We start from the raw sequence: 16087 nt of genomic DNA, 5'->3' as shown, positions 1-16087 counted from the left end.
TCCTTTCAGGGGCAACGCTGCCGTGCAGATCGCCTCCAGCCTAGGTCCCAAATCATGCATCCGTCAATCTAAAATGCATTATCCGCCTATTTGCGCATTATTATCCGGATGCCTTCAAAAGACCATGTTCCAAGACCGCTGTGCGCGACAACGTCTTGTAGCCTTCCCGCTCAAACAGCACCGTGATCACATCATCCTCAGAGCGCATCACCAGCCCGGGTCCCCACTTCTTGTGCGTCACCGGCGATTGGACCGGGAACGGAACATCCGCTGCCTTCGCTGCTGCGCCGCCGTCGTCCTTTCCAGCATGAGTCCGCGGCGTGCCAAGCTGCCGGGCTTCCTCGCAGGAATCACAGTTGCCGCACGGCTCCGGGAGGTCCTCGCCGAAATACCCCAGCAGGAACTGCCGCCGGCAACCGTCCGTTTCGGCATAGCCGCGCATCATCTGAAGGCGGGATTCGTCCACTCGTTGCCGCGCTTCGGCCAGCTCCACCGCGCGCTGGACCAGTGCGGACGGCTTGGCCCTGGAGCTGAGCCGGACGCCGCGCTTGCCTGAGCTCACCGCCCCGGCTTCCTGCAACTGGTTCAGCAGTCCAGTCAGGTGGCGCGGCTTGAAGCCGGTCAGCTCCGCCAGGGACGACGTATAGACGGGCCCGTCCGCTGAACGCAGGACCTTGAGCACGGCCAGCAGGGCCTCCGGGTCCGGGCGGTGGGTGCCGAAGAACTTCCGCAATCCCAGATCCTCGGCCCGGTAGTGGAGCACCGCCGACGCCGGCTGACCGTCCCGTCCGGCCCGGCCGACCTCCTGGTAATAGGCGTCCAGCGATGCGGGAATATCGGCGTGGATCACGAACCGGATGTTGGGCTTGTCGATGCCCATCCCGAATGCCGTGGTTGCCACCACCACATCCAGCTGGTCGTCCATGAAGAGTTCCAGGACGCGTTCGCGGTCGGCGGCCGAGCGGCCGGCGTGATAGGCCTCAGCGCGAAGCCGCCGGCCGGCGAGTTTGGCGGCGTACTTCTCCGTGTCCTTGCGGGTGGCCGCATAAAGGAGGCCGTGCTGGCGCGGGCCGGAGCCGTTTCCGTGAACGAAGCCAGCCACCTGCTCCACCACCGCCCGGCGCTTCTCCTTCGCCTCATGATGCCGGATCACGTCGAGCGTGATGTTGGGCCGGTCGAACCCGTGAACGATCACCAGCGGCTCCTTCATGCCCAGCCGGTCCGCAATCTCCTCCCGGACCGGAGGGGACGCCGTGGCGGTCAGCGCTGCCACGGGCGGGTTGCCCAGGCGCTCCCTGACGGTGCCCAGGGTGAGGTAATCGGGCCGGAAATCGTGTCCCCAGGAGGAGACGCAGTGAGCTTCATCCACCACAAAGAGAGCCGGGCGGACGGCGGCAATGCGCTCCACGGTTTTCTTCCTGGCCAGCTGCTCCGGCGCCAGGAACACAAACGACGCCGCTCCGGACTCCACCTTCTGCCAGGCGGCCTCCACTTCCGCGTCGCTGTGGGCCGAGTTGATGGCGACGGCGGCCCCCTCGCCCAGTGCCTCGTTAAGCCCGGCGATCTGGTCCTCCTGGAGGGCGATCAGGGGTGAAACCACGACGGCGGGGTGCCCCGTCTCCCGGTGCAGGTGAACGGCCGCGACCTGGTAGATCGCGGACTTGCCGTAGCCGGTGGGCATCACGGCGAGGACGTCACGCCCTTCCGCCAGGGCTGACATGCCGGCGAGCTGGCCGTCGCGCAGCGCCGGGAGGGCGAAAACGGAGGAGGCGAGGGCGCTCAGCGCAGGTTTCTCGGGCATTAAGGCAGCTCCGGGGGTGGTGGGTCCTGCGGCCGCCTGCTTCAGCCGTGGTGACCAGCCTACGCGAGGTGGCCTCCCGCCGTCGTCCGCTTATTGGCAGAACACGCCTGCACCGCGGGCGGTTTTCCTTGACTTCCTGGGCCCCCTGAACAAGTGTGGAAGAACCCGTACCATTCCGAATATTTCCGTGGTAACGGTGTCTGTGAGAAGGAGAGTGCAGCGTGGCGCGCAAAAATCCGAAGGTCGAAGAGGTCAACGAAGCTGATATCGAGGTCACCGGTCACCCCAAGACCTGGGCCGCCGGCGTGCCCGGCGTCTACCACTCCATGGAGCCGGCCATCACGCACATGGGCGCGGGCCGGGCCGGGAAAACCCTGCTGGCGATGAACCAAAAGGACGGCTTCGACTGCATGAGCTGCGCGTGGCCTGACCCGGACCACCGCAAGACCTTTGAGTTCTGCGAAAACGGTGCCAAGGCAGTGACGTGGGAGGCCACGCCCGTGCTGGTCGGCCCTGAATTCTGGACCGAACACCCGGTAAGCGAACTCCGGGAACGCTCCGAATATTGGCTCGGAATGCAGGGGCGCCTCACCACCCCCGTCCACAAGCCGGCGGGCGAGGACCACTACCGGCCGGTCAGCTGGGACCGGGCATTCACCATTCTCGCGGACAAGCTGAAGTCCCTGCCCAGCCCGGACCAGGCCACCTTCTACACCAGCGGCAGGACCTCCAACGAGGCCGCGTTCCTGTACCAGCTGTTCGTCCGCGCCTACGGCACCAACAACCTGCCGGACTGCTCCAACATGTGCCACGAGTCCTCGGGCTGGGCCATGGGCCAGACCATCGGCATCGGTAAAGCCACGGTCTCCTATGACGATTACGCCAAGGCGGACCTGATCATCATCATGGGCCAGAACCCGGGCACCAACCACCCGCGGATGCTGACCGCCCTGGAAGAGGCCAAGGAGGCCGGCGGCCAGATCGTGGCCATCAACCCGCTGCCGGAGGCCGGGCTGCGGCGCTACAAGAATCCGCAGAAGGTCAAGGGCATCGTCGGCCACGGAACCGAGATTGCGGACCAGTTCCTGCAGATCCGGCTCGGCGGGGACATGGCCCTCCTCCAGGCCGTCTCCAAACGCGTGCTCGACGCCGAAGCCAGGAATCCCGGCACGGTGCTGGACCACGCCTTCCTCGCCGAACACTGCCACGGGCTGGAGGAGCTGAAGGCGCACCTCGCCGAACTGGACGAGGCAGCCGTCCTGGAGGCCACCGGGCTGCGGACCGAGGAAATCGACGAACTGGCCGACCGCTACCTGAAGGCCGAGAAAGTGATCGTCACCTGGGCCATGGGGATTACCCAGCACAAAAAGGGCGTGGCCACCATCAAGGAGATCATCAATCTCCTGCTGCTGCGGGGCAACATCGGCAAGCCGGGCGCCGGCGCCTCACCCATCCGCGGGCACAGCAACGTGCAGGGAGACCGGACCATGGGCATCTGGGAGCAGATGCCGCCGTCGTTCCTGGAGGCCCTGGGCAAGGAATTCAGCTTTGACCCGCCGCGTGAACACGGCGCGGATTCCGTGGAAACCATCCGGCGGATGCGCGACGGCGGGATCAAGGTTTTCGTGGGAATGGGCGGCAACTTCGTGGGAGCCATTTCGGACACCCAGGCGGCCATCTCGGCAATGGAAAACACGGAAATGTCAGTCCAGATTTCCACCAAGCTCAACCGCTCGCACACCGTGACCGGGGCTGAAGCGCTGATCCTGCCCACCATGGGCCGCACCGAGATTGACCTGCAGGAATCCGGGCCGCAGTTTGTCTCCGTGGAGGACACGGTTTCCGCAGTCCACGCCTCGCACGGCGTGGTCCCGCCGGTGGCGCCCGGGCTGCTGTCCGAGATTGCCATCCTGAGCAGGCTCGCGCAGAAAGTGGTGGGTGACAGGGTCAACGCTGACTGGGCCGGGTTCGAGAAGAACTATGACCTTATCCGCGACCACATCTCCCGGGTGGTTCCGGGCTGTGAGGACTACAACGGAAAGATCCGGCACAAGGGCGGCTTTGTGCTGCCGAACGGCCCCCGGGACTCGCGCAAGTTCGACACCCCCACGGGGAAGGCGATGCTCACCGTCAACCAGCTCGAACACGTCGAACGGCCGGCGGGCACGCTGATCCTGCAAAGCATGCGTTCGCACGATCAGTTCAACACCACCATCTACGGAAACAACGACCGCTACCGAGGCATCAAGAAGGGCCGTGAAGTGGTGTTTGTCAGCCCCGAGGACCTGGCAGCCCTTGGCCTCAGCGACGGGCAGCACGTGGACATTCACGGCGTGTACCAGGACAACCTGGAACGTGTCCTGCGCAACTACCGGGTGGTTTCGTACCCCACCGCCGCGGGCTGTGCGGCCGCGTATTATCCGGAGGCCAACGTCCTGGTTCCGCTGGACAGTGTGGCTGAAGGCAGCCAGACACCGGTCTCCAAGGCCGTGATCGTCCGGCTGGAGCCGGCTAAGGCGCATGCTCCGGCGAACGTGGCCGCCGGCTGACAAAAGGGCGCTGCCTGAACGGCGCTGCCTAAACGGCACCCGCCGGCGCGCGGTGCCTGCTGCGCGCAGGCGGGAACCGCTGGCGGGTGCCGCGCGGGCTATTGGGCGCTGTGCGTCCAGCCTTTCGCGCCGGGCTCGGGGTGGGGATGCTCCTGCTGGAGGGCGTCCTCGCAGAGCCGGAACGCGACGTCGGCGGCTTTGGTGATGGACGCCGTCGAGGCTGCCTTGGAACCCGCGCTGCCGGTGCCGGCCTCGAGCGCTGCGGCGTAGCCCACCAGGAAGGCGGTAATCGGGGCTGCCGCGTGCGTCACGGAATCCGCGGATTTACGGGCAAGTTCCAGGACCAGTTCCTGGTCCAGCTTCAGGTCGAGTATTTGCAGTGCCTGGGTCAGTTTGTGGGTCCACTGATCCAGGATTTTGGCTTCGTCGGCGTCGTTCGGGGCCATGGTGTCTCCTTCGGGGCGGGGCGGATTAGTGGAACAGGCAGGACTTGGGGGCCCTCACGTGTCGATGGTGGACATGTTGGGATAGCGTTCACCTGCGGCAACCCCGGCGGGAGCCAGTTCGTCCAGGTGCTGCAGGTCGTCCGCGGTAAGCTCGACGTCCACTGCGCCCAGGTTCTCGGTGAGGCGTTCGCGCTTCTTGGTGCCGGGGATCGGCACAATGTGCGGGCCCTGAGCCAGGAGCCAGGCGAGGGCGAGCTGGGCGGGGGTGCATTTCTTCTGTTCGGCCATTTCCTTCACCCGGTCCACGATTTCCAGGTTGCGGGCAAGGTTCTCGCCTTGGAACCGGGGCGAGTGCTGCCGGAAGTCATCGGGGGCAAAGTCGTCAGCCGAGCGGATCTGGCCCGTCAGGAAGCCGCGGCCCAGCGGACTGTAGGGCACAAAACCGATCCCCAGTTCTTCAAGCACCGGAAAAACTTTTGTTTCGGGTTCGCGTTCCCACAGGGAGTACTCGGTCTGCAGTGCGGTGATCGGATGCACGGCGTGGGCCCGGCGGATGGTTTCCGCGGACGCCTCGGACAGGCCCAGATGGCGGACCTTCCCTGCCTCCACCAGCCCGGCCATGGCCCCCACGGTGTCCTCGATGGGCACGGTTTTATCCACCCGGTGCTGGTAGTACAGATCGATGTGGTCAACCCCGAGCCGTCGGAGGCTGGCGTCGCAGGCGGCGCGGACATAGTCGGGATGGCCGTTAATGCCCACCCAGGATCCGTCCTCGCGGCGTTCGTTGCCGAACTTGGTGGCCAGGACAACGTCGGTGCGCCGCCCGGCGATGGCACGGCCCACCAGTTCTTCATTCGTGAAGGGGCCGTACATGTCCGCGGTGTCCAGCAAGCTGCCCCCGGCGTCGAGGAACGCGTGGATGGTTGCGATCGATTCCTGCTCATCACCGGTCCCGTAGAACTCGCTCATGCCCATGCAGCCCAGGCCCAGGGCCGAAACGGTGAGTGGTCCAAGCGTGCGGTTTTCCATGCGGTTCTCCTTTGTGGCGGAACTGGCTCGACGGCCTGCCTTTTTCCGCAGGCCGGATGGTGCACCGTACGTCACTATAGGCACGTTGTGTCAGGTGTCACAACAGGTTTGTGCAGGCGCGTTAGGGTGGGGGAAACCCTTAACGAAGGAGGATTCCCTTGGGCGCCATCACCATCGGCAACAATCCGGACCGCGAGCGGTTCGAGGTTTTGGATGCTGGAAAAGTGGTCGGGAAAGCTTGGTATAAGGCGTACGACGCCGATGGCACGGCGGAGCGGATTTTCTATCACACGGTGATCAATGAAGGACATGCGGGGCAGGGATTGGCAGGCAGGCTGGCCAAAGTAGCACTCGACGAGACGGTTGCCGCTGGCCTGCGGATTGTCCCGGTCTGCCCGTTTATCAAGAGCTACGTCAGCAAACACCCGGAATATGAGGCAAGCACCGTGGCCGTTACGCCCGCGCACCTGCAGTTCCTGGACAAAGCGCTGGCGGCGCGGGCCTGACCTTCGTCCCGGCTCCGGCGCGGCTGAAGATCGTGTCATCAAATCGCGCTTGCAACGGCCGGTAGAGCAGACTGTTTCCGTGAGCAACCAACCCCGGAGCAGGCTGGCCGTCGCCGGCCTTAGCCTGGGCACGGCGCTGAACCCGCTGAATTCGTCCATGATCGCCGTGGCGCTGGTTGTGCTGCGCGCGGATTTTGGCCTCGACGTGGCCACGGTCACCTGGGTCATCACCTCGTTCTACCTCAGCTCCGCCGCCGGCCAGCCGCTGATGGGCAGGCTTGCGGACAGGTTCGGTCCACGCCGGATGTTTACGCTCGGCATGGCCCTGGTGGCCGTGACGTGCGCCCTGGCGCCCTTGTCGCCGAACTTCGCGCTGCTCTGTGTGGCCCGGGCGGTGATGGCATTGGGTACCGCCGCCGCCTACCCCAGTGCGGTGGTGATGGTGGGCGTCATGGTCCATCAAACCGGCGGTCCCCAGCAGGCCGGCCAAAGATCGTCCAGGCCCCTGGGGTACATCCAGATGGCCAATACGTCCGCAGCGGCTGTAGGCCCGGTCATTGGAGGCCTGCTGGTGGGCTTTGTCGGCTGGGAGGCGCTGTTCCTCATCAACGTTCCGCTGGCGTTGGCGGCCATGCTGATCGTCAGGCGGGCGGCCCCCGCTGATGCGGCGAGGGAGCGGGGAAGCTTTGCCGAGCTGGTGCGGGATTCGGATATCCCGGGCATTCTGGGGTTTGTCAGTTCCCTGCTGCTGGTGATGATGGCGCTGCTTGATGTAGCCCCGGGGTACAGGTGGCTGCTGCTGGGCGCCGGCACCGTGACGGCGGCGCTGTTTGCCTGGCGCGAACTGCGTTTCAGGCCGCCGTTCCTGGACCTGCGGCTCCTGGGCAGGAACCGGCCGCTGATGCTGGTGTACGTGGGCTTCGCCTTATTCAACAGCGTCTATTACTTCGCGTTTTTCGGGCTGCCCCAGCTGCTGCAGGAGTCCGGCGGCTACGAACCCGGCCTGGTGGGGCTGCTGATGCTGCCGCTCGCCGCCGCCTCCGTGGTGGCCACGCCGTGGGCAGTCCGGGCGATGGGAAAGTTCGGTGTGCGGCGGGTGCTGATTTCCGGCGTCGTGCTGCTCGCTGCGGTGGCCGCGCTGATGTGGCTCCTTACCCAGTCCCTGGCCATACCGCTGGTGCTGGCACTGACAGCCCTCATGGGCGTTCCCTTCGGAGCGGTGAGCATCGCCTCGAACCAGGGCATGTTCGTCTCCACCCGGCCGCAGGAACGCGGCGTCGCCGCCGGGATCTTCCAAACGTGCCGCTACCTGGGGGCCATCACCGCCACTGTCCTGATTGGCGTGTTTGCGGCGGACGGTGTGGACCAGGAGAGCTGGGGGCTGATGACACTGACCATGCTGATCGTCACGGCGGCGGCGTTCGGCGTGACGTTGCTGTGGCGGGAACGCAGAGACTGACTGGTCCGGGAATTCACCGCCTTTGCCGCTTATGATGGCCGCATGTCATCCTACGAAGTCAGCCGCAGCGCCTTCATTCCTGCCCCGCCGGAAGAAATCTTTCCCCTGGTCAACAGCTTTCTTGAGTGGACGAAATGGTCCCCATGGGAGGCCGTCGATCCGGAAATGGACCGTTCGTACTCCGGCAACGATGCCGGGGTCGGGGCCCGCTACGCCTGGAGCGGCAACCGGAAGGCCGGCAGCGGAAACATGGAGATCGTCGAGTCCGACTTTCCCGGAAGCATCAAGGTTCGGCTCGAATTCACCAAGCCGTTCAAGGCCGTGAACCCCACCTCGTTTACGTTCACACCTGCCGACGGCGGCACCCGGGTCACGTGGCGGATGACCGGCGAGAACAAGGGGCTGGCCAAGGTTTTCGCGCTGGTGGTGAACATGGACAAGATGGTGGGCGGCGACTTCGAGCGCGGGCTGGCCGCTCTGTCGGCTGCCGCCACCGCCAAGAAGGCCTGACCCCGGGACCCTGACCCCGGGACCCTGACACGGAGACCCTGACCCCGGGACCCTGACCCCGGGACCCTGACCCCGGGACGCGCGGTTCGCGGTCCTAGCCGGCGAGGATCTGCTCCCGCAGGATATCGGCATGCCCGCAGTGCTGGGCGAGTTCGCGCAGCACGTGCAGGTAGACCCAGTGCAGGGGGAGCGGGCCGCGGCGGTTCCCGTGGAGCATATCGTCGAGAGCCAACGAGGCCGTCGCGTCCCGTGCGGCCGCACACGCGTCGTGGTGTGCCTGCTGGACACTGGCAATGGTGTCCTGCTCTGTGAGGATGAACGACTCATCCGGGCCCGCCGGGATGCCGATCTCGGCGCGGGACCGGCAGGTGACGGCCTCGTCGAACCACACCTTTTCCACGAAGGCCGCGTGCTTGACCAGGCCGAGGAGCGTCGTGCGGGACGCCACCAGGGACCGGCGTGCCTGCTCCTCGGTCAGCCCGTTCAGGCAGTTCGTGAGCATATTGCGGTGGTCATCGAGGAATGCCTCAAACTGGGCACGCGGGGACTGGCGGATGGCGTTCTCGGCGAAAGCGGTGTGGGGCGCAGGCATCCACGCAGTATCGCAAGGCCAGGGCGCAGAGGCAACGGCCGACGTCGGGCGCTCGCCCCATGGCGGTCAGGGTGCCGCGCACCTATGGTGGAGCCATGTCTAATTCCTTTGCGTCCTTTGTGGACACCTTCAAGAATGTTGGCGTGACCAAGGCATACGGCGAGCCGGTCACCGTGGGCGGGGAAGAAATCGTCCCCGTGGCGCTGGTGTCCTTCGGATTCGGCGGCGGAGGCGAGGCGGGGGATGGCGCCTCCGGCGGAGGCGGCGGCGGGATGGTGCTGCCTCTGGGCGTCTACGGGAACGCCGGCGGCCGGGCAGAATTCCGGCCCAACACGGTTGTCACGTTGGTCTGCCTGGTTCCGCTGATCGCCGTTCTGGGCGCCGCGGTCCGCGGGGCGATCCGCGCCGCAAGGTCCTAGCCGCCTCGGTGACCGGCCGCTAGGAGCGCCGGTTGCGCGCCTGGCGGGCCAGCCGGACGAATCCGTAGACGAACACGGCCTCGATGAGCACCATCAGCGCCAGCAGCAGCCACTGGTGCTGGGCGATGAAGACGACGGCTCCGGTGATCACCAGCGTGGTTCCAAGCGCCAGGGCATAGACCGCGAAGCCGAGGGCGACCTTCGCACTGCGCACACCGGTGCTGAACCCAAAGCCCACAGGTTCACCACCCGGGCGGCCGGCCACGCGGTCCGGGCGGGCGGCCTTGACCTTGTCGAATTCCTCCCAGAGGTCCGGGTCCTGGTTGCTCATGGATCCATTATCCCGTGGCGCCCCCGCTCCGCTCCACATCTTCAAGCCAACGGGGGCTGGGTTCAAATAGGGTATGTCGGTCTGTCCCGGTTCGTCCGATAATGGCCACATAAGCTTCGGGGACCCTCGCGCCGAAGATGGCTGGCGGGGCGTCAGAGTCCCAGGTGGCCGTCCCGGAACCCGGCGCAACGGATGGCCACGCGGCCCCAGGCGAAGACGCTGCGGGACCCGCTACCGGGGGAGAGCACCGCCACCAACGCGAAGAGGCACAAAGGAATCATCATGCTCAAGGATTCGACGATCATGGCTGTCCTTCCGGCGAAGGACATCAGCAGAGCGAAGGAATTTTATCGCGACAAGCTGGGGCTCGAATCAACTGAGGCCGTCGAGGAGGACAGCGCGTTGTACAGGTGCGGCAACGGCACCAGCTTCCTCGTTTACCAGACGGATAACGCAGGGTCGGCCAAGAACACCCAGATGGGCTGGGAAACAGACAATCTGGAACGGGAGATGGAAGACCTGCGGGGCCGCGGGGTCGTCTTCGAGGACTACGACATGCCCGGGTTGAAGACGGAGAACGGCGTCGCCACCAACGACTGGGGCAAGTCCGCCTGGTTCCTGGACAGTGAAGGAAACATCCTCGTCCTCACCCAGCGCGGTTAGTCAACGCTAAGGACGAACGGGCCGCCCCTGCTGCGAAGGCAGGGCGCGGCCCGTTCGACGAACCCTTCGCTGCGCGGCGATCCTGAAGTAGGTTTACTCCGGGAGGACCTGATGAAATCCAGTGAACTGTTGCTTGATGCCTTTGGCCGGATCCGGGAGACCGTGGAGGCCACACTTGCGGGGCTCGACCGCGCGGCCCTGGCCCGCCGTCCTTCCGGGACCGGGAACTCGATCGCATGGCTGGTCTGGCACCTGAGCCGGGTGGAGGACGCCCAGGTCGCCTCGGCCGCAGGGCTGGACCAGGTGTGGACGTCACAGGGCTTTGCCGGCCGTTTCGGCCTCCCGCTGGCGGAGCGCGATACCGGTTACGGCCACTCCAGCAGTCAGGTGGACAGCGTGCAGGCCCCACCCGAACTGCTGCTGGAGTACTACGACGCCGTTCACCGGCAGACGGTGGCATTCGTGCAGACCCTCACAGACGATGCCCTCGACCGCGTGGTTGACAAGCGCTGGGACCCGCCCGTCACCATGGGGGTGCGGCTGGTCAGCACCATCGCCGACTGCCTCCAGCACGTGGGGCAGGCAGCCTATGCGAAGGGGCTCGGACCGCAGGGCAGCGACTAGAGCCGGGCCGCAAGGGCGCGACCCGCGGTCCGGCCGGTGAAGAGGCACCCGCCCAGGAACGTTCCTTCCAGCGCGTTGTAGCCGTGGGCGCCGCCGCCGCCGAACCCTGCCGCCTCGCCGGCCGCGTAGAGGCCCGGGATCCGGGGCCCGTTCTGCGCGAAGGCCTGCCCGGTGAGGTCTGTCTGGATGCCGCCCAGGGTTTTCCGGGTCACAACGTGAAGCCTGACAGCGATCAGCGGGCCCGCCGCCGGGTCAAGGATCCGGTGCGGCTTCACCGTCCGGAACACCCTGTCGCCCAGGAAACGGCGGCTGTTGTGGATGCCGCTCACCTGGACGTCCTTGGAGTAGGGGTTGCGGATCTCGGCGTCGCGTTCCTCAATCTGGCGCAGAAGGTGCTGGTGGTCCAACAGGGGCTCGTCCGTCAGCCGGTTCATCCCGGCCACCAGGTCGGCCAGGTTCTCCGCGACCACAAAGTCTTCTCCGTGCTCCTTGAACGCCTCGATCGGCGCCCCCGCGCCGCGCCCCAGCCGGGACCGGAGCAGCAGCTTGAGGTCCCTGTTGGTGATGTCCGGGTTCTGCTCAGAGCCGGAGAGGGCGAACTCCTTCTCGATGATCTTCTGGTTGAGGATGAACCACGAGTGGCTGTGCTGCCGGATGTCCGGGGTGGTGCGCAGCAGTTTCAGGGTGCCAAGGGTGTCGTAACCCGGCAGCCCGGGAGCGGGAAGCCGGCGCCCCAGGGCGTCGAACCACAGGGATGAGGGCCCGGGCAGGATCCGGATGGCGTGGTCCGGCCAGACGGGGTTCCAGTTTTGGATTCCTTCGGTGTAGTGCCACATCCGGTCGCGGTTGACCAGCCGGACGCCGGCGTGGTCTGCGATGTCCAGCATCCGCCCGTCGACATGCTGCGGAACTCCGGTGATCATCTTCTCCGGAGGGGTACCGAGCCGCTGCGGCCACCACGTGCGCACCTGGCCGTGGTTGCCGCCGATCCCTCCGCTGGCGATGATCACGGCCTGCGCGCGCAGTTCGAACTCGCCCACCTTGTTCCGGTTTGAGGCCACCCCGCGGGCTGAGGAATCCGGTGCCAAAAGGGTGCCGCGCACCCCGGTGACCGCACCGCCGTCGAACATCAACGCATCCACCTGATGGCGGAAATGGAACCGGACCTTGCCCGCCGCGGCCGCCGCCCGGGCCTTGTCCGCAAACGGTTCGGAGATTCCGGTGCCGGTTCCCCACGGGACGTGGAAGCGGGGTACAGAGTTGCCGTGGCCGCCGGCCCGGCCGTCGCCGCGTTCGGCCCAGCCCACCAGCGGGGTGAACCTGATGCCTTGCTCCCTCAGCCAGGCACGTTTCTCGCCGGCCGCGAACTCAACGTAGGCGCGTCCCCATTGCCGGGCCCATTCGTCTTCGGGGTGCTGGCCGTCGAACCTGTCCCATTGCGCGGAGCCCTGCCAGTCCTGCCACGCCAGGTCGAAGGAATCCTTCACCCGAAGCCGGCGCTGCATGGGCGTGTCCACCAGGAAGAGGCCGCCGAGGGACCAGAAGGCCTGTCCGCCCAGGTTCGCCGCATTCTCCTGGTCGAGGATGGCCACGCGCTTACCGGCCCTGACCAGTTCATTGCTGGCCGCCAGCCCGGCCAGGCCGCCGCCGATGGTGATGACGTCTGCGTCCATACCGCCCTGCCCGTGTAGTTGGGGTCTGACAAGTGGTTGTCAGACCCCAACTTACGGCCTATTTACCCGGCTGCAGTGGTGGAGGCGTTGGACGGGCGGGTCCACGGCCCGGTGATGGCCAGCGTGAAACCCGGGGACTGGATGTTGGCGAAGAGCCACTTGCCGTCCTTGCTGAACGCCGGGCCGCAGAATTCGGAGTCGTTGTACTCGTTCCGGGCCAGCGGGTAGGACATGCCTTGGTCGGTGACGCCCACAAGGTGGGAGACCCCGTTGCCGTCCTCAGCCAGGATCAGGCCGCCCTGGGGAGCCACCGTGATGTTGTCGGGGCCGTCGAAGGCGCCGTCGCGGTCCGGGTCCGTGTTGACGCCGAAAATGGTGCTCAGGGTGATGGTCTCCGTGGCGGGGTCGTAGTGCCACACCTGGCCGTCGTGTTCATTGACGGAACCGTCGGTGGTGCGGGCGAAGCTGGAGACGAAGTACGCCCCGCCGTCGCCCCACCACTGGCCCTCAAGCTTGCGGGAACGGGTGATCTCATCATTGGGGAACTGTTTGCGCACTGAGGTGGTGCGGGCGTCTCGGTCCGGGACATCCACCCATTCGACCTTGTAACGCGTGCCCACCGTGGTGGCCTCGGTCAGGTCCTTGACATGGGTGGATCCGCGGAAGGCCTTCATGGCCTGCAGCCGCCCGGCGACGTCGCCCCCGGCGGACTGTGCCAGGGCCACGAACTTGCCCTTGCCGGGGGTGAAACCGGCCGGCGGGGTCCAGCGGAGGTAGAGGCCGTTGGGGTTGCCCGCGTCCTCGGTGAGGTAGATCTGGGTGGTGGCGGGGTCCACGGCGACGGCCTCGTGCGAGTAGCGTCCCAGGAACTTCAGGGGGACGGCGGAGAAGCCGACGTTGGCCTCGCGGCTGGCGGGGTCGACCTCAAAGACGTAGCCGTGGTCCTTGGTGTTGGTGCCGGACCCTGCCCGGGCTTCGGTCTCCTCGCACGTCAGCCACGTGCCCCAGGGCGAGATACCGCCGGCGCAGTTGTTGTTGGTGCCCGCCACGGACGTGTACTGGCTTACCCGGTTACCGGCGGCGTCCACCACGATGGTGGAGGTGCCGCCCTTTGCACCCGGATCGTAGGTGATGCCCTCCACGACGGGAACCGGGAAGGGCTCCGAGCCGCTGTTCTCGTGGTTGACGATCAACACGGAGCCGCCGTTGGAGCCGTCGAAGACGCCGATGCCGTCCGGGTCCGACGGGTGGGCGCCGTCCGCGGTGGGAGTCTGCCCGGAGCGAGCCAGCAGCTTGTAGGAGAAGCCTTCGGGCAGCGCGAGGATTCCCTTCGGGTCCGGAACCAGCGTCCCGTAGCCGAGGGCGTTGCGGGTGGCCGCGTTGGCGGGGCGGGTGAAGGGGGCAAGGCTGCCGGCGCCGGCGAAGGCGAAGCCCAGGGCAGTGGCGCTTGCACCGGCGCCGAGGAAGCTGCGGCGGGATACGGGATTGGGCATGGCGTTCTCCTGGGGGTGAAGGGGCGTTGGGACTACGCCTAGACTGCCCCCCGCGTGTGAACAGAGGGAAACAGGAGAATGAAGGGGAGACCATCTTGTTTGGCGCCGGCGTCACTCACGGATAGGCAAAGCTGGTTAACTGTCAGGGACGTCGAGAGAGGGAGCACGGATGTCCGGTGTGGCCGCGGAACAGAATTTACGGGTGAGCCTGCCCAGCCAGGAGTTGGCTGATGCGGTGGAGCTGCCCGCCGGCGTTGAAGTTGTCCTGTGGGACCTGACTGGCGAGCCGCCGGCGCCGCACTTGGATCTGGTGGTGCCGCCATACATGGGCAAACCGGATGCCCTCGCGGCGCTCGCCGCCGTCAGCGTGGGGCTGGTGCAGAGCCAGTCGATCGGGTACGACGGCGTGGCCAAGGCGTTGCCCGCGGGGTGTCGTTTTGCCAACGCTGCCGGAGTTCATGAAACCTCGACGGCGGAACTTGCCGTGGGCATGATGATTGCCAGCCAGCGGGGGCTCGGGGACTTTGCCCGGAACCAGTCGACGGGCACCTGGGACAACGGGCTGCGCCCCAGCCTGGCCGACCGGCGCGTGCTGCTGGTGGGCTACGGGGGAGTTGGCAAGGCGATTGAGGCCAGGCTGCTGCCGTTCGAAACCGAAGTGACCCGGCTGGCCAGCCGCGCCCGGGACGATGCCACGGGCCGGATCTACGGGATTGAGTCCCTGCAAGAGCAGCTGCCGCTGCACGACATCGTGGTGGTCAGTGTTCCCTTGGGCGAGCAGACCCGTCACCTGGTTAACGGCGAATTCCTTGCCGCGATGCCGGACGGGGCGCTGCTGGTGAACGTGGCGCGGGGTCCGGTGGCCGACACCGACGCCCTGCTCCGCGAGACCTCCACCGGGCGGCTGCGGGCGGCCTTGGATGTAACGGACCCCGAACCGCTGCCCCAGGACCATCCGTTGTGGACCGTTCCCGGTGTGCTGATCACTCCGCACGTCGGCGGCGCGAGCACAGCCATGCTGCCCCGGATGGCCCGGCTGATCCGGAAGCAGATCGGGTTGCTGCAGGCCGGTGAAGAACCGGTGAACGTGGTGTTGGGCGGCGGCGACGGCCGCTAGCCCGCGAGCGCCGCGGCGGTCAGGTAATCCGGGGCCGGTTCCAGCTTGAAGTAGTCCTCAAGGGTCGGCGCGCCCCCCTGCGCGTGCATCTCGGATGCGATGGTCTTGCCCACATACCGCAGGTGCCAGGGCTCGTACGTGTAGCCGGTGGTGCCTTCGTACCCGGCCGGGTACCGGATGATGAACCCGAACCGCCAGGCGTCCGTGGCCGCGAACTTGCCTGCGGGAGTGCTTTCGAAGCAGGCCTGCAGGGCACAGGCCCCGCTGGCGTTGCCGATGTCCATCGCCAGGCCGGTCTGATGTTCGCTGTAGCCGGGCCGGGCCGAGAGGGTGTCTGCCGTGGCCTGTCCGTACTGGGCCACATAGCTGTCGTAGAGGCTGGCCTGCTGGCTGTAGGAACGGTAGCCGCTGACCGGCACAACATTGATGCCCTGGGACTTCCCGGCCTGGGCGAACTGCTTGTACGCGTCCGCCGCCTCGGCCCGGAGCCGCTCTCCCTGGACCCTGACCAGCTTCGACGGCACATATGTCACGGGGTCCAACTGCCGGTGCTTGTTCACCACCACCTGCAGGCTGCCGGCGGAATCGGTGTCGTAGCCAGTTGTCGCTAGTGCCTGCGCCGATGGTGCGATCATGCCGAGCGAGAGCAGCAGTCCCGCCACGGCCCCGGTCAACTTGCTGATTTTTTTGAGCACAGCCGCCTCCAAAAGTTCTCCGAACGGATGCGGGAACTTTACCTGTCTGCCGCGTCCCGAGTCGAGTGGAATCCGGCCCAGTGAGAGGGGAGCAGAAAGGGGGTGCAGGCTATGGCCCTTTCCGGTGAGGCATGCCTACACTGGCCAGACCTTCGACCGCAGGATGACATCCAGCTGCTC

17 protein-coding genes are annotated in these 16087 nt (G+C 66.5%); 8 read left to right on the top strand and 9 right to left on the bottom strand.

Annotated features, from left to right (window positions below):
- Positions 1–100: 100 nt before the first annotated feature.
- Positions 101–1801 (bottom strand): RecQ family ATP-dependent DNA helicase, encoded by a 1701-nt coding sequence (locus PY310_RS15205; protein WP_275215307.1) that lies wholly within the window; start codon positions 1799–1801, stop codon positions 101–103.
- A 221-nt stretch (positions 1802–2022) separates the two neighbouring features.
- Here PY310_RS15205 and PY310_RS15200 point away from each other — a divergent pair, with 221 nt between their 5' ends.
- Complete coding sequence (locus PY310_RS15200; RefSeq protein ID WP_275215306.1) at positions 2023–4350, top strand: FdhF/YdeP family oxidoreductase; 2328 nt, start codon at positions 2023–2025, stop codon at positions 4348–4350.
- A gap of 98 nt (positions 4351–4448) precedes the next feature.
- On the opposite strand, the gene PY310_RS15195 is transcribed toward PY310_RS15200, so the two are convergent.
- Together PY310_RS15195 and PY310_RS15190 are read right to left on the bottom strand one after the other, a co-directional pair.
- A complete protein-coding gene (locus tag PY310_RS15195) occupies positions 4449–4796 on the bottom strand; it encodes a DUF6457 domain-containing protein (RefSeq protein WP_275215305.1) in 348 nt (115 codons plus the stop codon).
- A gap of 54 nt (positions 4797–4850) precedes the next feature.
- Positions 4851–5825, bottom strand: coding sequence for an aldo/keto reductase (locus tag PY310_RS15190; protein ID WP_275215304.1), 975 nt, complete (start codon positions 5823–5825; stop codon positions 4851–4853).
- A 158-nt stretch (positions 5826–5983) separates the two neighbouring features.
- Here PY310_RS15190 and PY310_RS15185 point away from each other — a divergent pair, with 158 nt between their 5' ends.
- The 3 genes from PY310_RS15185 to PY310_RS15175 all read left to right on the top strand — a co-directional run bounded on the left by PY310_RS15185 (position 5984) and on the right by PY310_RS15175 (position 8300).
- Positions 5984–6331 (top strand): GNAT family N-acetyltransferase, encoded by a 348-nt coding sequence (locus PY310_RS15185; RefSeq protein WP_275215303.1) that lies wholly within the window; start codon positions 5984–5986, stop codon positions 6329–6331.
- Between the two features lie 79 nt (positions 6332–6410).
- Positions 6411–7790: an MFS transporter gene (locus PY310_RS15180; RefSeq protein ID WP_275215302.1), complete on the top strand. Its 1380-nt coding sequence runs from the start codon at positions 6411–6413 to the stop codon at positions 7788–7790.
- A 42-nt stretch (positions 7791–7832) separates the two neighbouring features.
- Positions 7833–8300: an SRPBCC family protein gene (locus PY310_RS15175; RefSeq protein WP_275215301.1), complete on the top strand. Its 468-nt coding sequence runs from the start codon at positions 7833–7835 to the stop codon at positions 8298–8300.
- A gap of 94 nt (positions 8301–8394) precedes the next feature.
- Here PY310_RS15175 and PY310_RS15170 read toward each other — a convergent pair whose 3' ends face one another.
- Positions 8395–8892 carry a DinB family protein gene (locus PY310_RS15170; RefSeq protein WP_275215300.1) on the bottom strand — a complete coding sequence of 166 codons (498 nt, stop codon included), beginning with the start codon at positions 8890–8892 and terminating at the stop codon, positions 8395–8397.
- Between the two features lie 95 nt (positions 8893–8987).
- On the opposite strand from PY310_RS15170, the gene PY310_RS15165 reads away from it, so the two are divergent.
- Positions 8988–9311: a hypothetical protein gene (locus tag PY310_RS15165; protein ID WP_275215299.1), complete on the top strand. Its 324-nt coding sequence runs from the start codon at positions 8988–8990 to the stop codon at positions 9309–9311.
- A 19-nt stretch (positions 9312–9330) separates the two neighbouring features.
- Here PY310_RS15165 and PY310_RS15160 read toward each other — a convergent pair whose 3' ends face one another.
- Positions 9331–9642, bottom strand: a complete 312-nt coding sequence (locus PY310_RS15160; RefSeq protein ID WP_275215298.1) for a hypothetical protein — start codon at positions 9640–9642, stop codon at positions 9331–9333.
- A 152-nt stretch (positions 9643–9794) separates the two neighbouring features.
- Entirely contained in the window at positions 9795–9947 is a 153-nt protein-coding gene (locus PY310_RS15155; RefSeq protein ID WP_275215322.1) for a hypothetical protein, read from the bottom strand.
- Between PY310_RS15155 and PY310_RS15150 the strand changes: the two genes are divergently transcribed.
- Both PY310_RS15150 and PY310_RS15145 read left to right on the top strand, forming a co-directional pair.
- Positions 9925–10305: a VOC family protein gene (locus tag PY310_RS15150; RefSeq protein WP_275215297.1), complete on the top strand. Its 381-nt coding sequence runs from the start codon at positions 9925–9927 to the stop codon at positions 10303–10305. The two genes, PY310_RS15155 and PY310_RS15150, sit on opposite strands and share 23 nt — an antisense overlap.
- Before the next feature lie 111 nt (positions 10306–10416).
- Positions 10417–10929 carry a mycothiol transferase gene (locus tag PY310_RS15145; protein WP_275215296.1) on the top strand — a complete coding sequence of 171 codons (513 nt, stop codon included), beginning with the start codon at positions 10417–10419 and terminating at the stop codon, positions 10927–10929.
- Here PY310_RS15145 and PY310_RS15140 read toward each other — a convergent pair.
- Both PY310_RS15140 and PY310_RS15135 read right to left on the bottom strand, forming a co-directional pair.
- Positions 10926–12602, bottom strand: coding sequence for an FAD-binding dehydrogenase (locus tag PY310_RS15140; protein WP_275215295.1), 1677 nt, complete (start codon positions 12600–12602; stop codon positions 10926–10928). The genes PY310_RS15145 and PY310_RS15140 overlap by 4 nt on opposite strands.
- A gap of 62 nt (positions 12603–12664) precedes the next feature.
- Positions 12665–14095 (bottom strand): alkaline phosphatase PhoX, encoded by a 1431-nt coding sequence (locus tag PY310_RS15135; protein WP_275215294.1) that lies wholly within the window; start codon positions 14093–14095, stop codon positions 12665–12667.
- Between the two features lie 169 nt (positions 14096–14264).
- On the opposite strand from PY310_RS15135, the gene PY310_RS15130 reads away from it, so the two are divergent.
- Positions 14265–15212 carry a 2-hydroxyacid dehydrogenase gene (locus PY310_RS15130; RefSeq protein WP_275215293.1) on the top strand — a complete coding sequence of 316 codons (948 nt, stop codon included), beginning with the start codon at positions 14265–14267 and terminating at the stop codon, positions 15210–15212.
- On the opposite strand, the gene PY310_RS15125 is transcribed toward PY310_RS15130, so the two are convergent.
- Positions 15209–15907 (bottom strand): M15 family metallopeptidase, encoded by a 699-nt coding sequence (locus PY310_RS15125; RefSeq protein WP_275215292.1) that lies wholly within the window; start codon positions 15905–15907, stop codon positions 15209–15211. The genes PY310_RS15130 and PY310_RS15125 overlap by 4 nt on opposite strands.
- Between the last annotated feature and the right edge of the window lie 180 nt (positions 15908–16087).

This window comes from Pseudarthrobacter naphthalenicus, from assembly GCF_029076445.1.
Classification (GTDB): Bacteria; Actinomycetota; Actinomycetes; order Actinomycetales; family Micrococcaceae; genus Arthrobacter; species Arthrobacter naphthalenicus.
The sequence above is the reverse complement of the archived record's forward strand: the minus strand, read 5'-3'. Positions and strand labels throughout refer to the sequence as shown.